Origin of the sequence: Streptomyces virginiae (genome assembly GCF_041432505.1) — a bacterium.
GTDB classification, from domain to species: domain Bacteria; phylum Actinomycetota; class Actinomycetes; order Streptomycetales; family Streptomycetaceae; genus Streptomyces; species Streptomyces virginiae_A.
Genome location: NZ_CP107871.1, coordinates 6161334 through 6177912, shown reverse-complemented (window position 1 = coordinate 6177912; position 16579 = coordinate 6161334). Strand labels below are relative to the sequence as shown.

Annotated in this window: 20 protein-coding genes; 1 reads left to right on the top strand and 19 read right to left on the bottom strand. The window is 71.1% G+C overall.

Annotated elements, in window-relative coordinates; all coding sequences use genetic code 11:
• Nucleotides 1-4: 4 nt before the first annotated feature.
• The 5 genes from OG624_RS28915 to rpsB form a co-directional block, all read right to left on the bottom strand.
• Nucleotides 5-1081, bottom strand: a complete 1077-nt coding sequence (locus tag OG624_RS28915) for a phosphatidate cytidylyltransferase (RefSeq protein WP_033222938.1) — start codon at nucleotides 1079-1081, stop codon at nucleotides 5-7.
• The gene (gene frr, locus OG624_RS28910) at nucleotides 1081-1638 is read right to left on the bottom strand and encodes a ribosome recycling factor (RefSeq protein ID WP_030016386.1); all 558 of its coding nucleotides are present in this window, start codon (nucleotides 1636-1638) and stop codon (nucleotides 1081-1083) included. The genes OG624_RS28915 and frr overlap by 1 nt, the downstream gene beginning before the upstream one ends.
• 92 nt (nucleotides 1639-1730) lie before the next feature.
• The gene (gene pyrH, locus OG624_RS28905) at nucleotides 1731-2510 is read right to left on the bottom strand and encodes a UMP kinase (RefSeq protein WP_030016384.1); all 780 of its coding nucleotides are present in this window, start codon (nucleotides 2508-2510) and stop codon (nucleotides 1731-1733) included.
• Nucleotides 2511-2672: 162 nt separating this feature from the next.
• Nucleotides 2673-3509 carry a translation elongation factor Ts gene (gene tsf / locus OG624_RS28900; protein WP_033222937.1) on the bottom strand — a complete coding sequence of 279 codons (837 nt, stop codon included), beginning with the start codon at nucleotides 3507-3509 and terminating at the stop codon, nucleotides 2673-2675.
• A 135-nt stretch (nucleotides 3510-3644) separates the two neighbouring features.
• Complete coding sequence (gene rpsB / locus OG624_RS28895; RefSeq protein ID WP_033222934.1) at nucleotides 3645-4553, bottom strand: 30S ribosomal protein S2; 909 nt, start codon at nucleotides 4551-4553, stop codon at nucleotides 3645-3647.
• A 250-nt stretch (nucleotides 4554-4803) separates the two neighbouring features.
• Between rpsB and OG624_RS28890 the strand changes: the two genes are divergently transcribed.
• Nucleotides 4804-5268: a M23 family metallopeptidase gene (locus OG624_RS28890; RefSeq protein ID WP_051763472.1), complete on the top strand. Its 465-nt coding sequence runs from the start codon at nucleotides 4804-4806 to the stop codon at nucleotides 5266-5268.
• Between the two features lie 34 nt (nucleotides 5269-5302).
• Here the strand turns inward: OG624_RS28890 and OG624_RS28885 are convergent, their stop codons facing one another.
• From OG624_RS28885 to rimM, 14 genes are all read right to left on the bottom strand, one after another.
• Entirely contained in the window at nucleotides 5303-5860 is a 558-nt protein-coding gene (locus OG624_RS28885; protein ID WP_078909437.1) for a TetR/AcrR family transcriptional regulator, read from the bottom strand.
• A gap of 52 nt (nucleotides 5861-5912) precedes the next feature.
• Complete coding sequence (gene whiG / locus OG624_RS28880) at nucleotides 5913-6749, bottom strand: RNA polymerase sigma factor WhiG (RefSeq protein ID WP_030718525.1); 837 nt, start codon at nucleotides 6747-6749, stop codon at nucleotides 5913-5915.
• A gap of 209 nt (nucleotides 6750-6958) precedes the next feature.
• The gene (gene dprA / locus OG624_RS28875; protein WP_371639964.1) at nucleotides 6959-8134 is read right to left on the bottom strand and encodes a DNA-processing protein DprA; all 1176 of its coding nucleotides are present in this window, start codon (nucleotides 8132-8134) and stop codon (nucleotides 6959-6961) included.
• Nucleotides 8131-9765 (bottom strand): YifB family Mg chelatase-like AAA ATPase, encoded by a 1635-nt coding sequence (locus tag OG624_RS28870; RefSeq protein WP_033222927.1) that lies wholly within the window; start codon nucleotides 9763-9765, stop codon nucleotides 8131-8133. Before OG624_RS28870 ends, dprA begins: the two co-directional genes overlap by 4 nt.
• Complete coding sequence (locus OG624_RS28865) at nucleotides 9765-10136, bottom strand: YraN family protein (protein WP_033222925.1); 372 nt, start codon at nucleotides 10134-10136, stop codon at nucleotides 9765-9767. The genes OG624_RS28870 and OG624_RS28865 overlap by 1 nt, the downstream gene beginning before the upstream one ends.
• A 126-nt stretch (nucleotides 10137-10262) precedes the next feature.
• Nucleotides 10263-10571, bottom strand: a complete 309-nt coding sequence (locus OG624_RS28860; protein WP_008737534.1) for a DUF2469 domain-containing protein — start codon at nucleotides 10569-10571, stop codon at nucleotides 10263-10265.
• 55 nt (nucleotides 10572-10626) lie between these two features.
• Nucleotides 10627-11133, bottom strand: a complete 507-nt coding sequence (locus tag OG624_RS28855) for an NUDIX hydrolase (protein WP_371588515.1) — start codon at nucleotides 11131-11133, stop codon at nucleotides 10627-10629.
• Nucleotides 11123-11905 (bottom strand): signal peptidase I, encoded by a 783-nt coding sequence (gene lepB, locus OG624_RS28850; protein ID WP_033222921.1) that lies wholly within the window; start codon nucleotides 11903-11905, stop codon nucleotides 11123-11125. The genes OG624_RS28855 and lepB (OG624_RS28850) overlap by 11 nt, the downstream gene beginning before the upstream one ends.
• A gap of 45 nt (nucleotides 11906-11950) precedes the next feature.
• A complete protein-coding gene (gene lepB / locus OG624_RS28845) occupies nucleotides 11951-12850 on the bottom strand; it encodes a signal peptidase I (RefSeq protein WP_033223064.1) in 900 nt (299 codons plus the stop codon).
• A 112-nt stretch (nucleotides 12851-12962) separates the two neighbouring features.
• On the bottom strand, nucleotides 12963-13841 hold the full coding sequence (lepB, locus tag OG624_RS28840) for a signal peptidase I (protein ID WP_167745559.1): 879 nt from the start codon (nucleotides 13839-13841) through the stop codon (nucleotides 12963-12965).
• Nucleotides 13834-14571 carry a signal peptidase I gene (gene lepB / locus OG624_RS28835; protein WP_033222920.1) on the bottom strand — a complete coding sequence of 246 codons (738 nt, stop codon included), beginning with the start codon at nucleotides 14569-14571 and terminating at the stop codon, nucleotides 13834-13836. The genes lepB (OG624_RS28840) and lepB (OG624_RS28835) overlap by 8 nt, the downstream gene beginning before the upstream one ends.
• Before the next feature lie 44 nt (nucleotides 14572-14615).
• Nucleotides 14616-14966 carry a 50S ribosomal protein L19 gene (rplS, locus tag OG624_RS28830; RefSeq protein ID WP_371639963.1) on the bottom strand — a complete coding sequence of 117 codons (351 nt, stop codon included), beginning with the start codon at nucleotides 14964-14966 and terminating at the stop codon, nucleotides 14616-14618.
• Nucleotides 14967-15099: 133 nt separating this feature from the next.
• Nucleotides 15100-15921 (bottom strand): tRNA (guanosine(37)-N1)-methyltransferase TrmD, encoded by an 822-nt coding sequence (gene trmD, locus OG624_RS28825; RefSeq protein ID WP_033222918.1) that lies wholly within the window; start codon nucleotides 15919-15921, stop codon nucleotides 15100-15102.
• Nucleotides 15921-16508, bottom strand: coding sequence for a ribosome maturation factor RimM (rimM, locus tag OG624_RS28820; protein ID WP_266353475.1), 588 nt, complete (start codon nucleotides 16506-16508; stop codon nucleotides 15921-15923). The genes trmD and rimM overlap by 1 nt, the downstream gene beginning before the upstream one ends.
• Nucleotides 16509-16579: the final 71 nt, after the last annotated feature.

Sequence of the window (16579 nt, the reverse complement as noted above, 5' to 3'; positions counted from 1 at the left end):
CAGGTCAGCCAGTGCCTACGAAGGCTGCCAGCAGCAGCCACACCACGGGGGCCGTCGGAAGCAGGGAGTCCAGGCGGTCCATGATGCCGCCGTGTCCCGGCAGCAGCGTGCCCATGTCCTTGATGCCGAGGTCCCGCTTGATCATCGACTCGCCCAGGTCGCCCAGGGTGGCGCTGACCGCGACCGCGAGGCCCAGCAGCAGGCCCTGCCACCAGGAGCCGCCGTCGATCAGGAACTCCATGCACAGCGCGCCGGCCGCCATCGCGAAGGCCACCGCGCCGAACAGTCCCTCGCGGGTCTTGCCGGGGCTGATGCGCGGCGCGAGCTTGGTCTTGCCGAAGCGCCAGCCGACCGCGTAGGCCCCGGTGTCGCTGACCACGGTCAGGAGCAGGAAAGTGATCACACGCTGGGGACCGTCGTCGGCGGTGAGCAGCATCGCGACGAAGGTGGCCAGGAAGGGCACGTAGAACGCCGCGAAGGCGCCCGCCGTGACGTCCTTGAGGTAGTCCTCGGGCGGTTCGGTCATCCGCCACACCAGGACCGCCAGCACGGTCAGGGCCATGGCGACCCAGGCGCCCTCGGCCCCCCGGACATATCCGGCGATGACCATGGCGGCGCCACCGACCGCGAGCGGGACCAGCGGGGCCTTGATGCCCTTCTGCTCCTGCAGTCGGGAGGTGAGCTCCCACAGGCCGACGACGACCGCGACGACGATGACGCCGACGAAGACGGCCTTGACGATCAGCAGCGAGGCGAAGATCACCGCGCCGAGACCCACGCCCACACCTATGGCGGCACGCAGATCCCGGCCCGCGCGCTTCTTCGGCGGCGGGGGCGAGGCGTCCTGCGGCTGCTGGGCATGCGGAGGCGGGGGGCTGGGCATGGGCTCCTGCGGCGGCGTATCGGCGCGGAAGAGGGGGCCGCTGTCGGCGGCGACCCCCCGATCGCGTGCTTCCCGGTCGTCGAAGTCACGGCCGGCGGCATCGGGCACGATGGGCATGGGCCGAGTGTGCGGGCCCACCTGCGCATCGTATGCGGGACCCGCCGGAACCGGCTCCGGCTGCCAGGAAGAGTCGTTCATCAGACTTCGAGGAGCTCGGCTTCCTTGTGCTTCAGGAGCTCGTCCACCTGCGCGACGTACTTCGCGGTGGTGTCGTCGAGCTCCTTCTCCGCGCGACGCACCTCGTCCTCGCCGGCCTCCTTGTCCTTGACCAGCTTGTCAAGGGCGTCCTTGGCCTTACGACGGACGGCGCGGAGCGAGATCTTGGAGTCCTCGGCCTTGGTGCGCGCGACCTTGATGTACTCCTTGCGGCGGTCCTGCGTCAGCTCGGGGAAGGTCACCCGGATGATGCTGCCGTCGTTGCTCGGGTTGACACCGAGGTCGGAGTCGCGGATGGCCTGCTCGATGTTGCGCAGGGCGCTCTTGTCGAACGGGGTCACGATCGCCATGCGCGGCTCGGGCACCGAGAAGGAGGCGAGCTGGTTGATGGGCGTGATGGCGCCGTAGTACTCCGCCACGATCTTGTTGAACATCGCCGGGTGCGCACGGCCGGTGCGAATCGCGGCGAAGTCTTCCTTGGCGACGACGACGGCCTTTTCCATCTTCTCCTCGGCCTCGAGGAGGATCTCTTCGGTCACCACGTGCTCCTGCATGTCAGATATGGATGGTTCAGGCGGGCGGGCGGGGCCGGCGAGCCGCCCTGCGGCTCGCTCGGTCCGGCAGCGGACTGCTAGGCCCGGGTTTCCTGGTCGCTCACGAGCGTGCCGATCTTCTCACCCTTGACGGCGCGGGCGATATTGCCCTCGGCCAGGAGCTCGAAAACGAGGATCGGAAGCTTGTTGTCGCGGCAGAGCGTGATCGCGGTGGCGTCGGCGACCTTGAGGTCGCGGGAGAGGACCTCGCTGTACTCCAGCGCGTCGAACTTCACCGCGTCCGGGTTCTTCTTCGGGTCGGAGTCGTAGACCCCGTCGACACCGTTCTTGCCCATGAGCAAGGCCTCGGCGTCGATCTCCAGGGCGCGCTGGGCGGCCGTGGTGTCGGTGGAGAAGTAGGGCATGCCCATGCCGGCGCCGAAGATGACGACGCGGCCCTTCTCCAGGTGCCGCACGGCACGCAGCGGGATGTACGGCTCCGCGACCTGGCCCATCGTGATGGCGGTCTGCACGCGGGAGTCGATGCCCTCCTTCTCCAGGAAGTCCTGGAGCGCGAGGCAGTTCATGACGGTACCGAGCATGCCCATGTAGTCGGACCGGGCCCGGTCCATGCCGCGCTGCTGGAGTTCGGCGCCGCGGAAGAAGTTGCCGCCGCCGATCACGACGGCGATCTCCGCGCCGTCGCGGACCACCGCGGCGATCTCACGCGCGATGGCGTGAACGACGTCGGGGTCGACGCCCAGTCCTCCGCCACCGGAGAAGGCCTCGCCCGACAGCTTCAGCATGAAGCGGCGGCCCTTCTTGTCCTGGTCGCTCTTGTCGTCGGATGCGGTGTGGGGGTCCACGCCCTGATTCATGGAGATCTCCTCGTGCACATACGAAGAAGGCCATTGCCGGTGGGTCCTTGCGGTTCCCTCTACGGCAATGGCCTCCTCGTCAGATCTGCGGTCGTCTCGCGCGAGCGCGGACGACTGCTTCAGACCCTACCGGGGTCCGGTGTCCGTCGCGTACGGACGGACTCAGATGCCGACCTTGATGCGGGTGAAGCGCTTCAGGGTGACACCGGCCTCGTCCAGAACCTTCTGGACGGACTTCTTGTTGTCCAGGGCGTACGCCTGGCCGAGCAGCGTGGCGTCCTTGAAGAAGCCGTTGACGCGACCCTCGACGATCTTCGCGATGGCAGCCTCGGGCTTGCCCTCCGCGCGGGTGACCTCTTCGGCGATGCGGCGCTCGGACTCGACCTTCTCGGCCGGAACGTCCTCGGCGGACAGCCACTGCGGGGCGAACGCGGCGATGTGCTGCGCGACGCCGCGGGCGACCTCGGCGTTCTCCTTGTCGAGCTCGACCAGGACGCCGATCTGGAACGGCAGGTCGGGCATCGTGCGGTGCATGTACGCGGCCACGTAACCGCCGCTGAACTGCGCGAAGCGGTCCAGGACGATCTTCTCGCCGAGGTTGGCGTTGGCCTCGTCGACGAAAGCGGTGACGGTCTTGCCGGGCTCGATCTCGGACGCGAGCAGCGCCTCGATGTCGGCCGGGGAGGTGGCGGCCACGTGGGCGGCCAGCTGGTTGGCGACGGCCAGGAACTTCTCGCCCTTGGCGACGAAGTCGGTCTCGCACTTCAGCTCGACGATGACACCGGAGGTGTTGTCGTCGGCGATGAGGGAGACGACCGCACCGTTCTCGGCAGAACGGCCCTCGCGCTTGGCGACGCCCTTCTGACCCTTGATGCGGAGCGCTTCCTGGGCCTTGTCGACGTCGCCGTCGGCGTCCACGAGCGCGTTCTTGCAGTCCAGCATGCCGGCGCCGGTGAGCTCGCGGAGCTTCTTGACGTCAGCGGCGGTGTAGTTCGCCATGAGTCTGTGATTCTCTCTCGAAGTCGTAGATCTACGGGTGAACGGCGGAGGCGCCGCGCCTTGGGCGCGGCTCCCCCGCCGTCATCGTCCGTGCTGCGAGTGCCCGGCGTGTGAACGCCGGGCGCTCTCAGTGGGTCAGGCCTGCTCGGCGTCGGCGGCCGGAGCCTCGACAGCCTCGGCGGCCGGAGCCTCGGCGGCCGGGGCCTCGACAGCCTCGGCGGCGGGGGCCTCGGCAGCCGGAGCGGCCTCGGTCTCGTCGGCCTTCTTCTCGCCCTCGAGCAGGTCGCGCTCCCACTCGGCGAGCGGCTCGGCGGCGGCCTTCTCGCCCGGCTTCGAGTCACCGGTAGCAGCGCCGGAGCGGGCGATGAGGCCCTCGGCGACGGCGTCGGCGATCACGCGGGTGAGCAGGGTGACGGAACGGATCGCGTCGTCGTTGCCCGGGATCTTGTAGTCGACCTCGTCGGGGTCGCAGTTGGTGTCGAGGATCGCGACGACCGGGATGTGGAGCTTGCGCGCCTCACCGACGGCGATGTGCTCCTTCTTGGTGTCGACGATCCAGACGGCGCTGGGAACCTTCGACATCTCGCGGATACCACCGAGGGTCTTCTCCAGCTTGGTCTTCTCGCGGGAGAGGACCAGGAGCTCCTTCTTGGTGAGACCCGAGGCGGCGACGTCCTCGAAGTCGATCGCCTCAAGCTCCTTCAGACGCTGAAGGCGCTTGTAGACGGTGGAGAAGTTGGTGAGCATGCCACCCAGCCACCGCTGGTTGACGTACGGCATACCAACGCGCGTCGCCTGCTCGGCGATGGCCTCCTGGGCCTGCTTCTTGGTACCGACGAACATGATGGAGCCACCGTGCGCGACGGTCTCCTTCACGAACTCGTAGGCGCGGTCGATGTACGACAGCGACTGCAGCAGGTCGATGATGTAGATGCCGTTGCGCTCCGTGAAGATGAAGCGCTTCATCTTCGGGTTCCAACGGCGGGTCTGGTGACCGAAGTGGACGCCGCTTTCCAGCAGCTCCCGCATCGTGACGACGGCCATGGCCATCTCCTTGGTTTCTCGGTTTGGTTCCTGACGCCCCACCGCGCCCTGCCCCCATGAGGGACCGAGAGACGCTGTCACCTGGCTGTTTCAGCCTGGCGCCGGGGCGTGCGAAGTCGACCCGGTGACCCGGATCGCCACAAGAAGTGTACGGGACCCGGCGGTATGCCGGGTGACGCCGTCGTCCACAGTGCGCCGGCCGTCCACAGGCCCGGGCGGTGGTCCGAGCGCGCGCGGGACGCTGGGGTCCATGACGACCTTGCTGCTCAGCCTGCTCCTGGCCCTGGCCCATGCGGCCCTTCCCGGGGTCCGCCCGCTGCCCGCCCCGCTGTCGGTGGCCCGCTGGTGGGACCCGCCGCCGACCCCCTACGCGGCCGGTCACCGCGGGGTGGACCTGTCCGCGCCGGTGGGCGCGGAGCTCCGGGCGGTCGCGGCCGGCCGGGTCCATCACGCGGGGCCCGTCGCCGGGCGCGGCGTGCTCTCGCTGACCCTGCCGAACGGGCTGCGCACCACCTACCAGCCGGTCCGGCCCCTGGTCACGGAGGGCGAGCAGGTGACGGCCGGCCAGGTGGTGGCGGTGCTGACGGAGGGCTCGCACTGTCCGGCGCCCTGCCTGCACTGGGGTCTCCTGGCGGGCGAGGTGTACCTCAACCCGCTCACGCTGCTCCCCCGCCCGACCCCGAGGCTGCTCCCGGCAGACCCCGGCGGGGTGTGAGACGCGGGGGGCCCACGGCGCGGCGGCGGGGGCCTCAGCCCCGGACGCCCCGCAGGGCCATGGCGACAGCGGCCTCCGTCACGACGGTGGGATCCTCCGCCGCGCCGAGCTCGATCCGCCGCACGGCAGCGTCCACGACGCCCTGGAGCAGCATCGCGGCCAGCCTCGGCTCCGCGTGCCCCAGGGCGCTCAGCGCCTCGACGATCATCGCGATGAGCCCGCCGTGCGCCGCACGGATCTTCTCCCGCGCGCCCGCGTCGAGCTCGCTGGCCGAGATGGCCACCACCGCGCGGTGGCGCCGGTCGCCCACGAGCCCCAACTGGCTGCGCACGTAGGCCTCGATCTTCGCCTCCGGCGACTCGGCCTGCTCCATCGCCGCTTCGATCTCGGCGGCCCACACGGGGAAGTCCACGGCGCACAGCTCTTCGACCACGGCGGCGCGGGAGCGGAAGTACTCGTACACGGAGGACCGGGCGAGCCCGGTCCGCTCCGCGAGGGCGGGGAAGGTCAGCGCCTCCGTCCCGCCTTCGGACAGCAGGGATCGCGCGGCGTCCAAGAGGGCGCCGCGCTGCATCGACCGGTGCTCGGCCACGGAGGCCGCTCGAATCCTGGGCACGCATCCACTCTACGGAGGTAGCGCAAGCTCACCTCCCCACATCTGCCAACTTTGCGCGCAACTGCAAAACGGACTTGGTGTGGATCTGACTGACCCGGCTCTCGGTGACGCCGAGGACGTTGCCGATCTCGGCCAGGGTGAGTCCCTCGTAGTAGTAGAGGGTCACCACGGTCTTCTCCCGTTCGGGCAGCGTGTTGATGGCCCGCGCCAGCAGGCGCCGCAGCTCGCGGTCCTCGGCCACCGCCACCGGGTTGTCCGCGGCGGTGTCCTCCAGGGTGTCCATCAGCGAGAGACGGTCGCCGCCCTCCCCGCCGACGTGCAGCAGCTCCTCCAGGGCGACCACGTTGGCCAGCGACAACTGGCTGAAGACGGTGTGGAGATCCTCCACACCGATCCCCATCTCCCCGGCGACCTCGCTCTCCGTCGGGGTGCGCCGCAGCTGGGCCTCCAACGTGGCGTAGGCCCGCTCCACGGCGCGCGCCTTCTGCCGGACCGAGCGCGGGATCCAGTCCAGGGCCCGCAGCTCGTCGATCATCGCGCCCCGGATCCGGGTGATCGCGTACGTCTCGAACTTGATCGACCGCTCGATGTCGAACTTCTCGATGGCGTCGATCAGCCCGAAGACCCCGGAGGAGACGAAGTCGGCCTGCTCCACGTTGGGCGGCAGGCCCACACTGACGCGGCCGGCCACGTACTTCACCAGGGGCGAGTAGTGCAGGATCAGTTGCTCCCGCAGCCGCTCGTCACCCGACTCCTTGTACGAGCGCCACAGCACCTCCAGGGACGAGGGCGCGGTGGACCGCACGCTGCCACGGGCAGCGGGGGGCACCGCAGCGCGGTCGGACCCTGAGGTGTGCTGGGGCATGCTTCGCCTTTGCCGGAGCCGGATTCCTTGGGAGCGTAGCGTGACGAGATTGTCGCGGTGCGCGAAGAGTACGGGATGGCGCGGGGGCCGGGAGGCGCCCGGACTCGCGCGCGCGACCCGGGACCGGCGCCTGGCGCTCGGTCCCGGTGACCGCCACCGGGAAGACCGCGTCTCTCATCGCTTTCACTCTTTCACCGGAACGCCCCAGGTCAACGACCGCCTCGCCGGGCGGCTGCGGTTTGTGTGCCTCCTCCAGCCGTTTGTCTGCTCAACTGCCAGCCGTCGCCCTGCCGTTCGACGAACCCCAGAGAGTGAAGTTCGTACAGTCTGCCGATGACTTCATCGGCGCCGGTGCCGCAGGCAAGTGCCAGCGCGGCCACGTCCGCCGGCCGGCCGGCGGGCAGCGCTTCGAGCACCCGCGCGGTGTCCGGGTCCAGCAGGTCCCGGGCGAGCACGGGGCCGCGCCGCTCGGGCGCCAGCTCCCCCATGGCCCCGACCAGCTCGACCACCTCGGCCGCGTCGGTGACGAGCGTGGCCTCGCCGCGCAGCAGTTCGTGCACGCCGGCGGAGAGCCCGCTGGTGGCGGGGCCGGGGACGCCCATGGTGAACCGACCCAGGCGTTGCGCGCGTCGGGCCGTGACCAGGGAGCCGCTGCGGTGCGCGGCCTCCACGACGACCGTGCCCCGGGTGAGGGCGGCGATGACCCGGTTGCGCAGGACGAACCGGCTGGGGGTCGGGTGGCTGCCCGGGGGCAGCTCCCCGAGGATCAGCCCCTGCTCGGCGATCCGGCCGAGCAGCCCGGCGTGTCCGCGTGGGTAGGCGACGTCCACCCCGCAGGCGAGCACCGCGGCGGTCGCCCCGCCCGAGGCGAGGGCCCCGCGGTGCGCGGCTCCGTCGATCCCGAACGCGGCGCCGGACACCACGACCCAGCCCCGCTCGGCGAGTCCGGCGGCCAGGGTCTGGGCCATGTGCGCGCCGTACGGGGTGCAGGCGCGGGCTCCGACCACGGAGACCGAACGCAGTGCCCAGGTACGGAGGTTGGGCCTGCCCCGCAGCCACAGGCCGACGGGGCGCTCGTCGCCGAGGTCGTCGAGCTGGGTCGGCCACTCCGTCGATCCCGGGAAGACGAACCGGCCGCCCGCCTCGGCGGCGTCCGCGAGGTCCCGCCGGGGGTCGGCCAGCGCCGCCCGTCTGCGGTACCCGGCGAGCCGCTCGGGCCCCACCCCGGACGGAGTGTCCGGCTCCGTCCCGGGGTCGGTCAGCAGCCGTATCAGCCGCACCGCGCCGAACTCCCGCAACCATCGCCCGCCGTGGGTGTCCCCGGGCTCCAGCACCCGGGTGAGCGCCGCCCGCGCCAGCAGTTCCGCGTCCTCGGAGCCGGTCATGTCCCGGCTCCCGGCAGTGACATCGCCCCGCGGGCGATCCCGGTCCGCAGCTCCAGCGCCACGGCCACGTCCAACGCCTCGGGTCGGTCCCGTTCCCGTAGGTCCGCCACGGTCCAGGCGACGCGCAGCACCCGGTCCAGCCCGCGGGCGGTGAGCAGGCCCCGTTCCAGATCGCGCTCGGCCGGGGCCAGCGCGCCGGGCCCCGCCTGCCACCGGGTACGCAGTTCCTGCCCGGGCACTTCGGAGTTGAGCCGCCACGGTGTGTCGGCGAGCCGGGCGGCGGCGCGCTCCCGGGCCTGCCGCACCCGCTCGGCGACGGCCGCGGTGGATTCCCCGCGGCCGCCCTGCCCCATCAGGTCGCCACGGGTCACGGGCTCGACCTCCACGCGCAGGTCCACCCGGTCGAGCAACGGCCCGGACAGCCTCGCCTGGTAACGCCGGATCACCGAGGGCGGGCACTCGCACCCGGCGCCGTGCAGGGTGTGGCGCCCGCAGGGGCACGGGTTGGCGGCGAGCACCATCAGGAACCTGGCGGGCAGTCTCACCACTCCCGCCGCGCGGGCGATGACCACGTGCCCCGATTCCAGAGGTTGCCGCAGCGCGTCCAACGCCCGGCTGTGGAACTCCGCGGCCTCGTCCAGGAAGAGCACGCCCCGGTGGGCGAGGGAGACCGCCCCGGGCCTCGGGATCCCCGTCCCCCCGCCCACCAGGGACTGCATGGTCGCCGAATGGTGCGGTGCGCAGTACGGCGGCCTGGCGACCAGGGGTTCGCCGGGCGGGAGGATTCCCGCGACCGAGTGGACGGCCGTGACCTCCAGGGAGTCCTGACGGGTGAGCGGCGGCAGCAGCCGGGGCAGCCGTTCGGCCAGCATGGTCTTGCCCGCGCCGGGCGGTCCGCTGAGGAACAGGTGGTGTCCTCCGGCGGCGGCCACCTCCAGGGCGCGGCGCGCCGTGTGCTGCCCCGCCACGTCCGCGAGGTCGGGGAAGTCCGAGCCGTCCTCCCCGCCGGGCCGCCCCCGGGCGAGGCCGGTGCCCAGCCCCGCTCCCGGGACGAGGAGTCCGGCCAGCATCGGGTCCGGGCGGCCGGGGGGCTCGCAGGGTTCCTCCTCGGGGATCTCGCCACCGGTCAGGACGGCGATCAGCCGGCGAAGGCTGCCTACGCCGAGGACGGAGACGTCGGGGACGAGCGAGGCCTCGGCCGCGCACTGCCGCGGCACCACCACCTGTCGGTAGCCCGCCTCGGCCGCGGCGAGGACCGCGGGCAGGATCCCGCGGACCGGGCGTACCCGGCCGTCCAGCCCCAGCTCGCCGATCAGCACGAGGTCGGCGATCGCACCCGGGTCGACCACCTCGGCCGCGCCGAGCACGGCCGCCGCGACGGCGAGGTCGAAGCCGGCGCCGGATTTCGGTACGGAGGCCGGGCTCAGGCCGACCGTGAGCTTCTTCTGCGGCCAGGCCGCCCCCGAGTTGACCACGGCGGCCCGCACCCGGTCCCGGCTCTCGACCAGGGTCTTGTCCGGCAGTCCCACCAGGGTGAAGGCGGCCACGCCGGGCTCCAGGTCGGCCTGTACCTCGACCACCACGCCGTCGACGCCGACCAGAGCCACGGAGCAGGCTCGTGCGAAGCCCATCAGGCCACCCCCCGCACGTGTTCCACGGAGGGGGCGCCGCGCCGTGGCAGCAACACCCCGACGAGGTCGATGCGTACCCCGCCCGGGGGTGGTCCGCCGTGGTCGGCGAGCCAGCGCCCGGCGAGCGTGCGTAAGCGCTCGGCCTTGGCGGGCCGCACGGCGGCCATGGGATGCTCGAACTCACCCGCCCGGCGGGTCTTGACCTCGCAGACGACGAGGGCGTCCCCGTCCCGGGCGACGATGTCGATCTCGCCGCCGCGGCACCGCCAGTTCCGTGCGATCACGGTCATCCCGGCTTCGGTCAGCCGCCGGGCCGCGAGGTCCTCGCCGTACCGCCCCAATGCCTGCTGTGCCACGCTCTTCGCGTTCATCCGGCACCACCTCCGGCACCGACGGTCCCGCACCCGCGCCCACCTTGTGGATCTTGGTGGACGGTCCGGCGGATGTGGAGAACCGCCTCACCCGTGCGGGTGAGGCGGCTCGGCCGGCGGCGGTGCTCAGCTGCCGGGCAGTTCGAGGTCGGTCTTGTTGAGCTCCTCGATGTTCACGTCCTTGAAGGTCAGTACGCGTACCTGCTTCACGAAGCGGGCAGGCCGGTACATGTCCCAGACCCAGGCGTCGGCCATGGAGACCTCGAAGAACACCTCCCCCTGGACCGAATGCACCTGCATCTCGTAGTCGTTCGTGAGGTAGAAACGGCGTTCCGTCTCGATCACATACTTGAACAGCCCGACGACGTCGCGGTACTCCCGATAGAGCTTCAGCTCCATCTCGGTCTCGTACTTTTCGAGGTCCTCGGCACTCATGGCATGTTCCCCTTCAGCCGTGCGTCCCCCTATTGTGCGCCAGGCCCCTGCGCCCCTAAACGATTTCCGGGGCCAGGACCACCGGCTCACCCGGAGGACCGTCGTCGAGCAGCGTACGGAGCAGCTCGGCGAGTCTGGTCGGGTACACCGTCTCATGGGCCGCCAGAAGTTCCTCGGAGGTCCACCACCTCGCTCCGGTGACGCTGCGCCGTTCCAGCTCGGTGAGGCCGCTCATCTCGATCTCGGTCCGGGTGGTCCGGGCGAGGAAGTACCACTCGTCCTGTTCCCAGCGGCGCCCGTCGAACGGGAACGAGCAGGAGCGGTGCCACAGCACCGGGCCCAGCTCGACCTCGGTGATCCCGGTCTCCTCGGCCAGCTCGCGCAGCGCCGCCTGCTCCCGGCTCTCGGTCCCCTCCAGTCCGCCGCCGGGGGTGAACCACCAGTCGTCGCTCGGGTCGGCCGGTTCGAAACCGTGGAGCAGCAGGATCCGGTCCGCCGGGTCCAGCAGGATCACCCGTGACACCTTCCGGCGGCCGTGCCCGGCGGCCGGCTCAGCGGACACCGGCCGGCTCCCGCCGTCGGCCGCGCGCCAGGACCCGGGCGACCGGCCCGTACGCGCCCCCCGCGGCCACCAGGACGGCCCCGGCGAGCACCATCATCACCTGGAGCCGCAGCGGCCCCGACCGTGAGATCCCGCCGGGCAGGGCCTCGTACGCGGCCGGCCGCTCCAGCATCTTCATCTCGGGCCAGGCCAGGGCGTCGACACGGGCGCTGACGGCCGACCGGGACACGGTCCCCTGCCCGGCCTCCTGCAGATGGGCCCGGGAGTCCAGGGAGGAGGCCCGCCGGTCGCCCAGCAGGAAGAGGTTGCCCTCGGGGACCGCCACCTCGAAGGGGGTCCCCGTGGGCGCGGCCTGTCCGGGGGGCATCTCCAGCCCTGTCTCCGGCTTGCTGGTGTCGGCGTAGGGCTCGTCCAGCGGGACGCCGTTGACGGTCACCTCACCCGCCGCGCCGCAGCACTTCACGACATCGCCGCCGATGCCGACGACGCGCTTGACCATGGGGGAGTCGCTCCACAGGGAGTCGGTGAAGATGATCACGTCCCCGCGGCGCACGTCGCCGCCGTCGATGCGCTCCGCCAGCACCCGGTCCCCGGGCCGCACCGTGGGCATCATCGAATCGGTGGGGACCGTGTAGGGCCGGTAGACGACCGCACCCCACACGAAACCGCCCAGGAAGAGCGCAAAGCCGATGGCCACGGCGATACCCGACAGCACATTGCCGAGACCGCCGCGGCCATCCTTGCCACCACGTATTGCTTCCGTACCGCCCATTGCAGCGCCCCCACACACTTCGGGATCGTCGACCTGGGCGGCACCCTACCCGTCGGTACGGCTGCCGGCCGGCTTCCGCCTGCGCCACATGACCAGCGGGACGGCTCCGGCGAGCCCCAGCGCGGCCGGGCCGAGCCCGACCGGGGCCAGTCCGGCGGCCCCGAGACCGAGCGCGGTCGCCGCGGCCTGGTTGCCGATGCCCGGCTGGTCGAAGGTGTCCGGGACCGGGAGGGTGGCCCAACGGGTGACCGGCCACGCGACCACCACGGCCCGCCCGACGACCTTGTCCACGGGGACGAAGCCCTTGGTGGAGTCCTGCTGGTGGTAGCGGGAGTCCTCGGAGTTCTGCCGGTGGTCACCCATGACCCAGACCTTGCCCTTGGGCACGGTGATCGGGCCGAACGGGAGGTCGTCGCACGCGGTGTTGCCGGGGTAGATGTACGGCTCGTCCAGCTCCTTGCCGTTGACGACGACCGGTCCCCCCTTCTTGCACTCGACCGTGTCCCCGCCGACCGCGATGACCCGCTTGATCAGGTCCTTCTCGGAGGCGTCCGGCATCAGGCCGATCTTGCTGAGCACCTGCTGGAAGATGTTCGGCTCGGGAGTGGGCTGCCCGGACAGCCAGTCCGCCGGGTCGTGGAAGACGACGACCTCGCCGCGCTCCGGCTCGGAGCCGAACCACGGGGTCAGCTTGTCCACCAGCACCCGGTCGCCCATCTGCAGGGTGTTCTGCATCGAGGCGGACGGGATCGAGAACGCCTGGAGCAGGAACGTCTTGATCAGCAGGGCCAGCAGCAGGGCGATACCGATGAGGAGCGGGAGCTCCTTCCAGAAGGACCGCTGCGCATGCTCCTTGGCATCGCCGTCCTCCTCGGTCTCGCGCTTGACGGCGTCGTCCGGCCGCTCCTCGCCTTCGTCGCGTCCGGACCGTGCGCCTACCGCCACGTCCCCCACATCCACTCCTCACTCGCGATTGCCGCCCACGCCGAATCCGGCACGGGCCCTCCCCTCCCTTAACGAGCGGGAGTTCCCTAAGGCGCGGGAGACCGAGGACACACTATGCGAACGGCGTGCCCCGACGGCGCCGTCGTCGGCCGCGTCCCTCGCGCCGTGCCTGATCGGGCACCATGCGGAAGGTCGCCGGCTGCTCCAGCCGGGTCCAGTGCCCGTAGGGCCAGGCGATCAGGACGGCCTCCCCGACCACCCCGCTTTCGGGGATGGTGCCCTGAAAGCCCTCGTCGAGGTGGAACCGGGAGTCGGAGGAGTTCGCGCGGTGATCACCCATCACGAAGAGCCGGCCCTCCGGCACCTGTACCTCGAACGTGCTGTCCGAAGGAGCGTTGCCGGGGTTCACGTACGGCTCATCGAGGGGCGATCCGTTGACGGTGACCCGGCCCTGGCTGTCACAGCACTTGACGGTGTCCCCGCCGACGCCGATGACCCGCTTGATCAGGTCCTGCTCGTCGGCCGAGGGCAGCAGGCCGATGAAGGTCAGTGCCTGCTTGATCTGCTTGACCACGATCGGGTCCTTGGGCGGGCGGGCGGCCTCGCCCTTGAGCCAGCCGCCGGGGTCCTTGAACACGACGATGTCGCCGCGCTGGATCTCGGAGCCGAACCACGGCGTCAGTTTGTCCACCAGGACCCGGTCGCCGATCCGGATCGTCTGCTCCATCGAGCCCGACGGAATGAAGAAGGCCTGCACGAGGAAGGTCTTGAGCAGCAGGGCGATGCACAGCGCCACGACCACCAGCAGCGGCACCTCACCGGCCCGGCGCGTACGGCGGCGCCGGCGCACCTTGCGGGCCGTCCGGCGCCGTTCGGCCCGGCCGCCCTCCACCCGGCCGCCGACCATCGGCGGGGGCGGCGTGGGCTCCGGCTCGGGTTCGGGCTCGAAATCCCAGTCCCGTCCGCCCTTGGGCCGCCCGCGGCTACCCATGGCCACCGCCCACGGATTCCCAGCGCGAGAGCGGCCAGCCGATCCAGTCGGCCCGCCCGATCACCTTCTCCACAGGTACCATCCCCCCGCCCGGCTCCCCCAGGTGGTCCCGGGAGTCCCGGGACTGGGAACGATGATCACCCATGACCCAGAGGGTCCCCAGGGGTACGACGATCCGGAAGGGCACCGCCGAAGGTGCGTCTCCGGGACGGAGGTACGGCTCCGCCAGCGGCACGCCGTTGACCGCGACCCGCCCGCCGGCGTCGCAGCACACCACGTCGTCACCGCCCACCCCCACGACCCGCTTCACGAAGTCGGTGTCGGACGGCTCGGCCAGCCCGAGCGCCGAGGCCGCGCCGTGCAGCACCGTACCGATCGGATTGCCCTCGGGGCGTTCGCGTACGAAGGAGCCCGTGCCGTCGAAGACCACCACGTCCCCGCGGCGCGGCTGTTCGCCGAACCGGTACGCCAGTTTGTTGACCAGTACCCGGTCCCCGACCTGGAGCGTCGGCTCCATCGAGCGGCTCGGGATCAGGAAGGGCTGGACCACGAAGTTGCTGAACAGCAGCAGGAAGACGGTGCAGATCACCCCGAGCACGCCGGCACGGCGCCAGGTCAGGGGCCGCCCACCGGCCGTTCGCCCGCCCCGGGACAACGCAAAACGCGGCCGCCCGTCCCCCATTTCGGGGGACGAGTGGCCGCGCTGCGTGTGAGGTGCTTCGGTGTCCATCAAGGGCGAGCCTATCCGGCCGCCTCCGGACTCCGGGAGTTACCTCAGCGGTCGCGCTTCTCCTTGATCTTCGCGGCCTTGCCGCGGAGCTCACGGAGGTAGTACAGCTTGGCACGGCGAACGTCACCGCGGGTGACGAGCTCGATCTTCTCGAAGATCGGGGAGTGGACCGGGAAGGTACGCTCCACGCCGACGCTGAAGGACACCTTGCGCACGGTGAAGGTCTCGGAGACACCGGCACCCTGGCGGCGGATGACTACGCCCTTGAACTGCTGGATACGGGAGCGGTTGCCCTCGATCACGCGGACGTGCACGTTGATGGTGTCACCCGGGCGGAAGCCCGGGACGTCCGAGCGGAGCGTGGCGGCGTTGACGCCGTCGAGCAGGTGAGACATGTTCTTCGTCTGCTTTCTTCGCATGACGCCACAGGTCGCCGATGCGGGTTTCCGTAGAGAATTCGGGAGCTGCGGGACCCGACGGACGACGGTCCCCCTGTGGCAGGGGCGCCCGCGAGCACACAGCAGCCGCCTATTCTTCCACGGCCTCGGCCCTGCGCCAAAATCGGCCGTCGGCGGACGGCTGCCAGCCCAGGACGGAGAGGATCTCCCGGTCCTTCTTGTCGAAGCCGGCGGCCTCGCAGCGCTCGATCAGGTCGGGGCGGTTCTGCGCGGTCCGACGGAAGGCCTCGTCCCGGCGCCAGCGGGCGATCTTCCCGTGGTGCCCGCTGAGCAGCACCTCGGGGATGTCGCGGCCGCGCCACACCGGGGGCTTGGTGTAGACGGGCCCCTCCAGCAGATTCGCCATCTCGCCGGGCGCGAAGGAGTCGTCGCGGTGCGACTCGGCGTTGCCGAGCACCCCGGGCAGCAGCCGGGCCACGGCCTCGGTGACCACCAGCACGGCGGCCTCGCCGCCTGCCAGCACGTAGTCGCCGATGGAGACCTCGTACACCGGCATGCGCGTGGCGTACTCGTCCATGACCCGGCGGTCGATGCCCTCGTACCGGGCCGGCGTGAAGATCAGCCAGGGCCGCTCGGAGAGCTCGACGGCCAGTTCCTGGGTGAAGGGCCGGCCGCTGGGGGTGGGGACGACCATGACGGGGCCGTGCGCGCCCGCCTCGTAGCCGTCGGCCAGCGCGGAGTCCAGGGCCTCGCCCCACGGCTCGGTCTTCATGACCATGCCGGGACCGCCGCCGTACGGGGTGTCGTCCACCGTGTTGTGCCGGTCGTACGTCCACTCCCGCAGGTCGTGCACGTGTACGTCGAGCTGCCCGCGGGCGCGCGCCTTGCCGACGAGGGAGACGTTCAGCGGATCCAGGTACTCGGGGAAGATCGTGACGACGTCCAGACGCATCAGGCGTCGTCCCCGGAGTGCGCGGCGTCCTCGGCGTCCGCGTCGTCCTCGTCCCGGCTGGAGACGACGACAGCGTCACGCTCGTCGATCAGCCCGGGCGGCGGGGTGATGACGCACCGCTGCTCCTCCAGGTCGATCTCGGCGACGATCTCCTCCACGAAGGGGATCATCACCTCGGTGCCGTCCGGCCGCTCGACGATGAAGAGGTCCTGCGAGGGCAGGTGGGAGATCTCGGTGATCCGGCCGATCTCGGTGCCGTCCTCCAGCACCACGTCCAGGTCCATCAGCTGGTGGTCGTAGTACTCGTCGGGCTCCTCCGGGAGCTCCGCCGGGTCCACCTCGGCGATCAGGAGGATGTTGCGCAGCGCCTCGGCTCCGGTGCGGTCCTTGACGCCCGCGAAGCGGAGCAGCAGCCGCCCGCTGTGCACGCGGCCCGTCTCGATCGTCAGCGGTCCCGCCGTCGCGGGCTCCGTCCTGAGCACGGCGCCGGGACTCAGTCGCAGCTCCGGCTCGTCGGTGCGCACCTCGACGGTGACCTCACCCTTGATGCCGTGGGCGCGGCCGATCCGCGCGACTACCAACTCCACTGTGCTCTTCCCTTACTGCGGCGTGGTTGCTCACATCAATGGTCGCTCCTGCCCGGGGGCAGAAACGACAC

Bases quoted from the DNA above. Each gene is read 5' to 3' on its own strand.
- OG624_RS28915 (WP_033222938.1), bottom strand. From the start codon at position 1,081: ATGAACGACTCTTCCTGGCAGCCGGAGCCGGTTCCGGCGGGTCCCGCA.
- pyrH (WP_030016384.1), bottom strand. From the start codon at position 2,510: ATGAATCAGGGCGTGGACCCCCACACCGCATCCGACGACAAGAGCGAC.
- tsf (WP_033222937.1), bottom strand. From the start codon at position 3,509: ATGGCGAACTACACCGCCGCTGACGTCAAGAAGCTCCGCGAGCTCACC.
- rpsB (WP_033222934.1), bottom strand. From the start codon at position 4,553: ATGGCCGTCGTCACGATGCGGGAGCTGCTGGAAAGCGGCGTCCACTTC.
- OG624_RS28890 (WP_051763472.1), top strand. From the start codon at position 4,804: ATGACGACCTTGCTGCTCAGCCTGCTCCTGGCCCTGGCCCATGCGGCC.
- whiG (WP_030718525.1), bottom strand. From the start codon at position 6,749: ATGCCCCAGCACACCTCAGGGTCCGACCGCGCTGCGGTGCCCCCCGCT.
- dprA (WP_371639964.1), bottom strand. From the start codon at position 8,134: ATGACCGGCTCCGAGGACGCGGAACTGCTGGCGCGGGCGGCGCTCACC.
- OG624_RS28870 (WP_033222927.1), bottom strand. From the start codon at position 9,765: ATGGGCTTCGCACGAGCCTGCTCCGTGGCTCTGGTCGGCGTCGACGGC.
- OG624_RS28865 (WP_033222925.1), bottom strand. From the start codon at position 10,136: ATGAACGCGAAGAGCGTGGCACAGCAGGCATTGGGGCGGTACGGCGAG.
- OG624_RS28860 (WP_008737534.1), bottom strand. From the start codon at position 10,571: ATGAGTGCCGAGGACCTCGAAAAGTACGAGACCGAGATGGAGCTGAAG.
- lepB (WP_033222921.1), bottom strand. From the start codon at position 11,905: ATGGGCGGTACGGAAGCAATACGTGGTGGCAAGGATGGCCGCGGCGGT.
- lepB (WP_167745559.1), bottom strand. From the start codon at position 13,841: ATGGGTAGCCGCGGGCGGCCCAAGGGCGGACGGGACTGGGATTTCGAG.
- lepB (WP_033222920.1), bottom strand. From the start codon at position 14,571: ATGGACACCGAAGCACCTCACACGCAGCGCGGCCACTCGTCCCCCGAA.
- rplS (WP_371639963.1), bottom strand. From the start codon at position 14,966: ATGTCTCACCTGCTCGACGGCGTCAACGCCGCCACGCTCCGCTCGGAC.
- trmD (WP_033222918.1), bottom strand. From the start codon at position 15,921: ATGCGTCTGGACGTCGTCACGATCTTCCCCGAGTACCTGGATCCGCTG.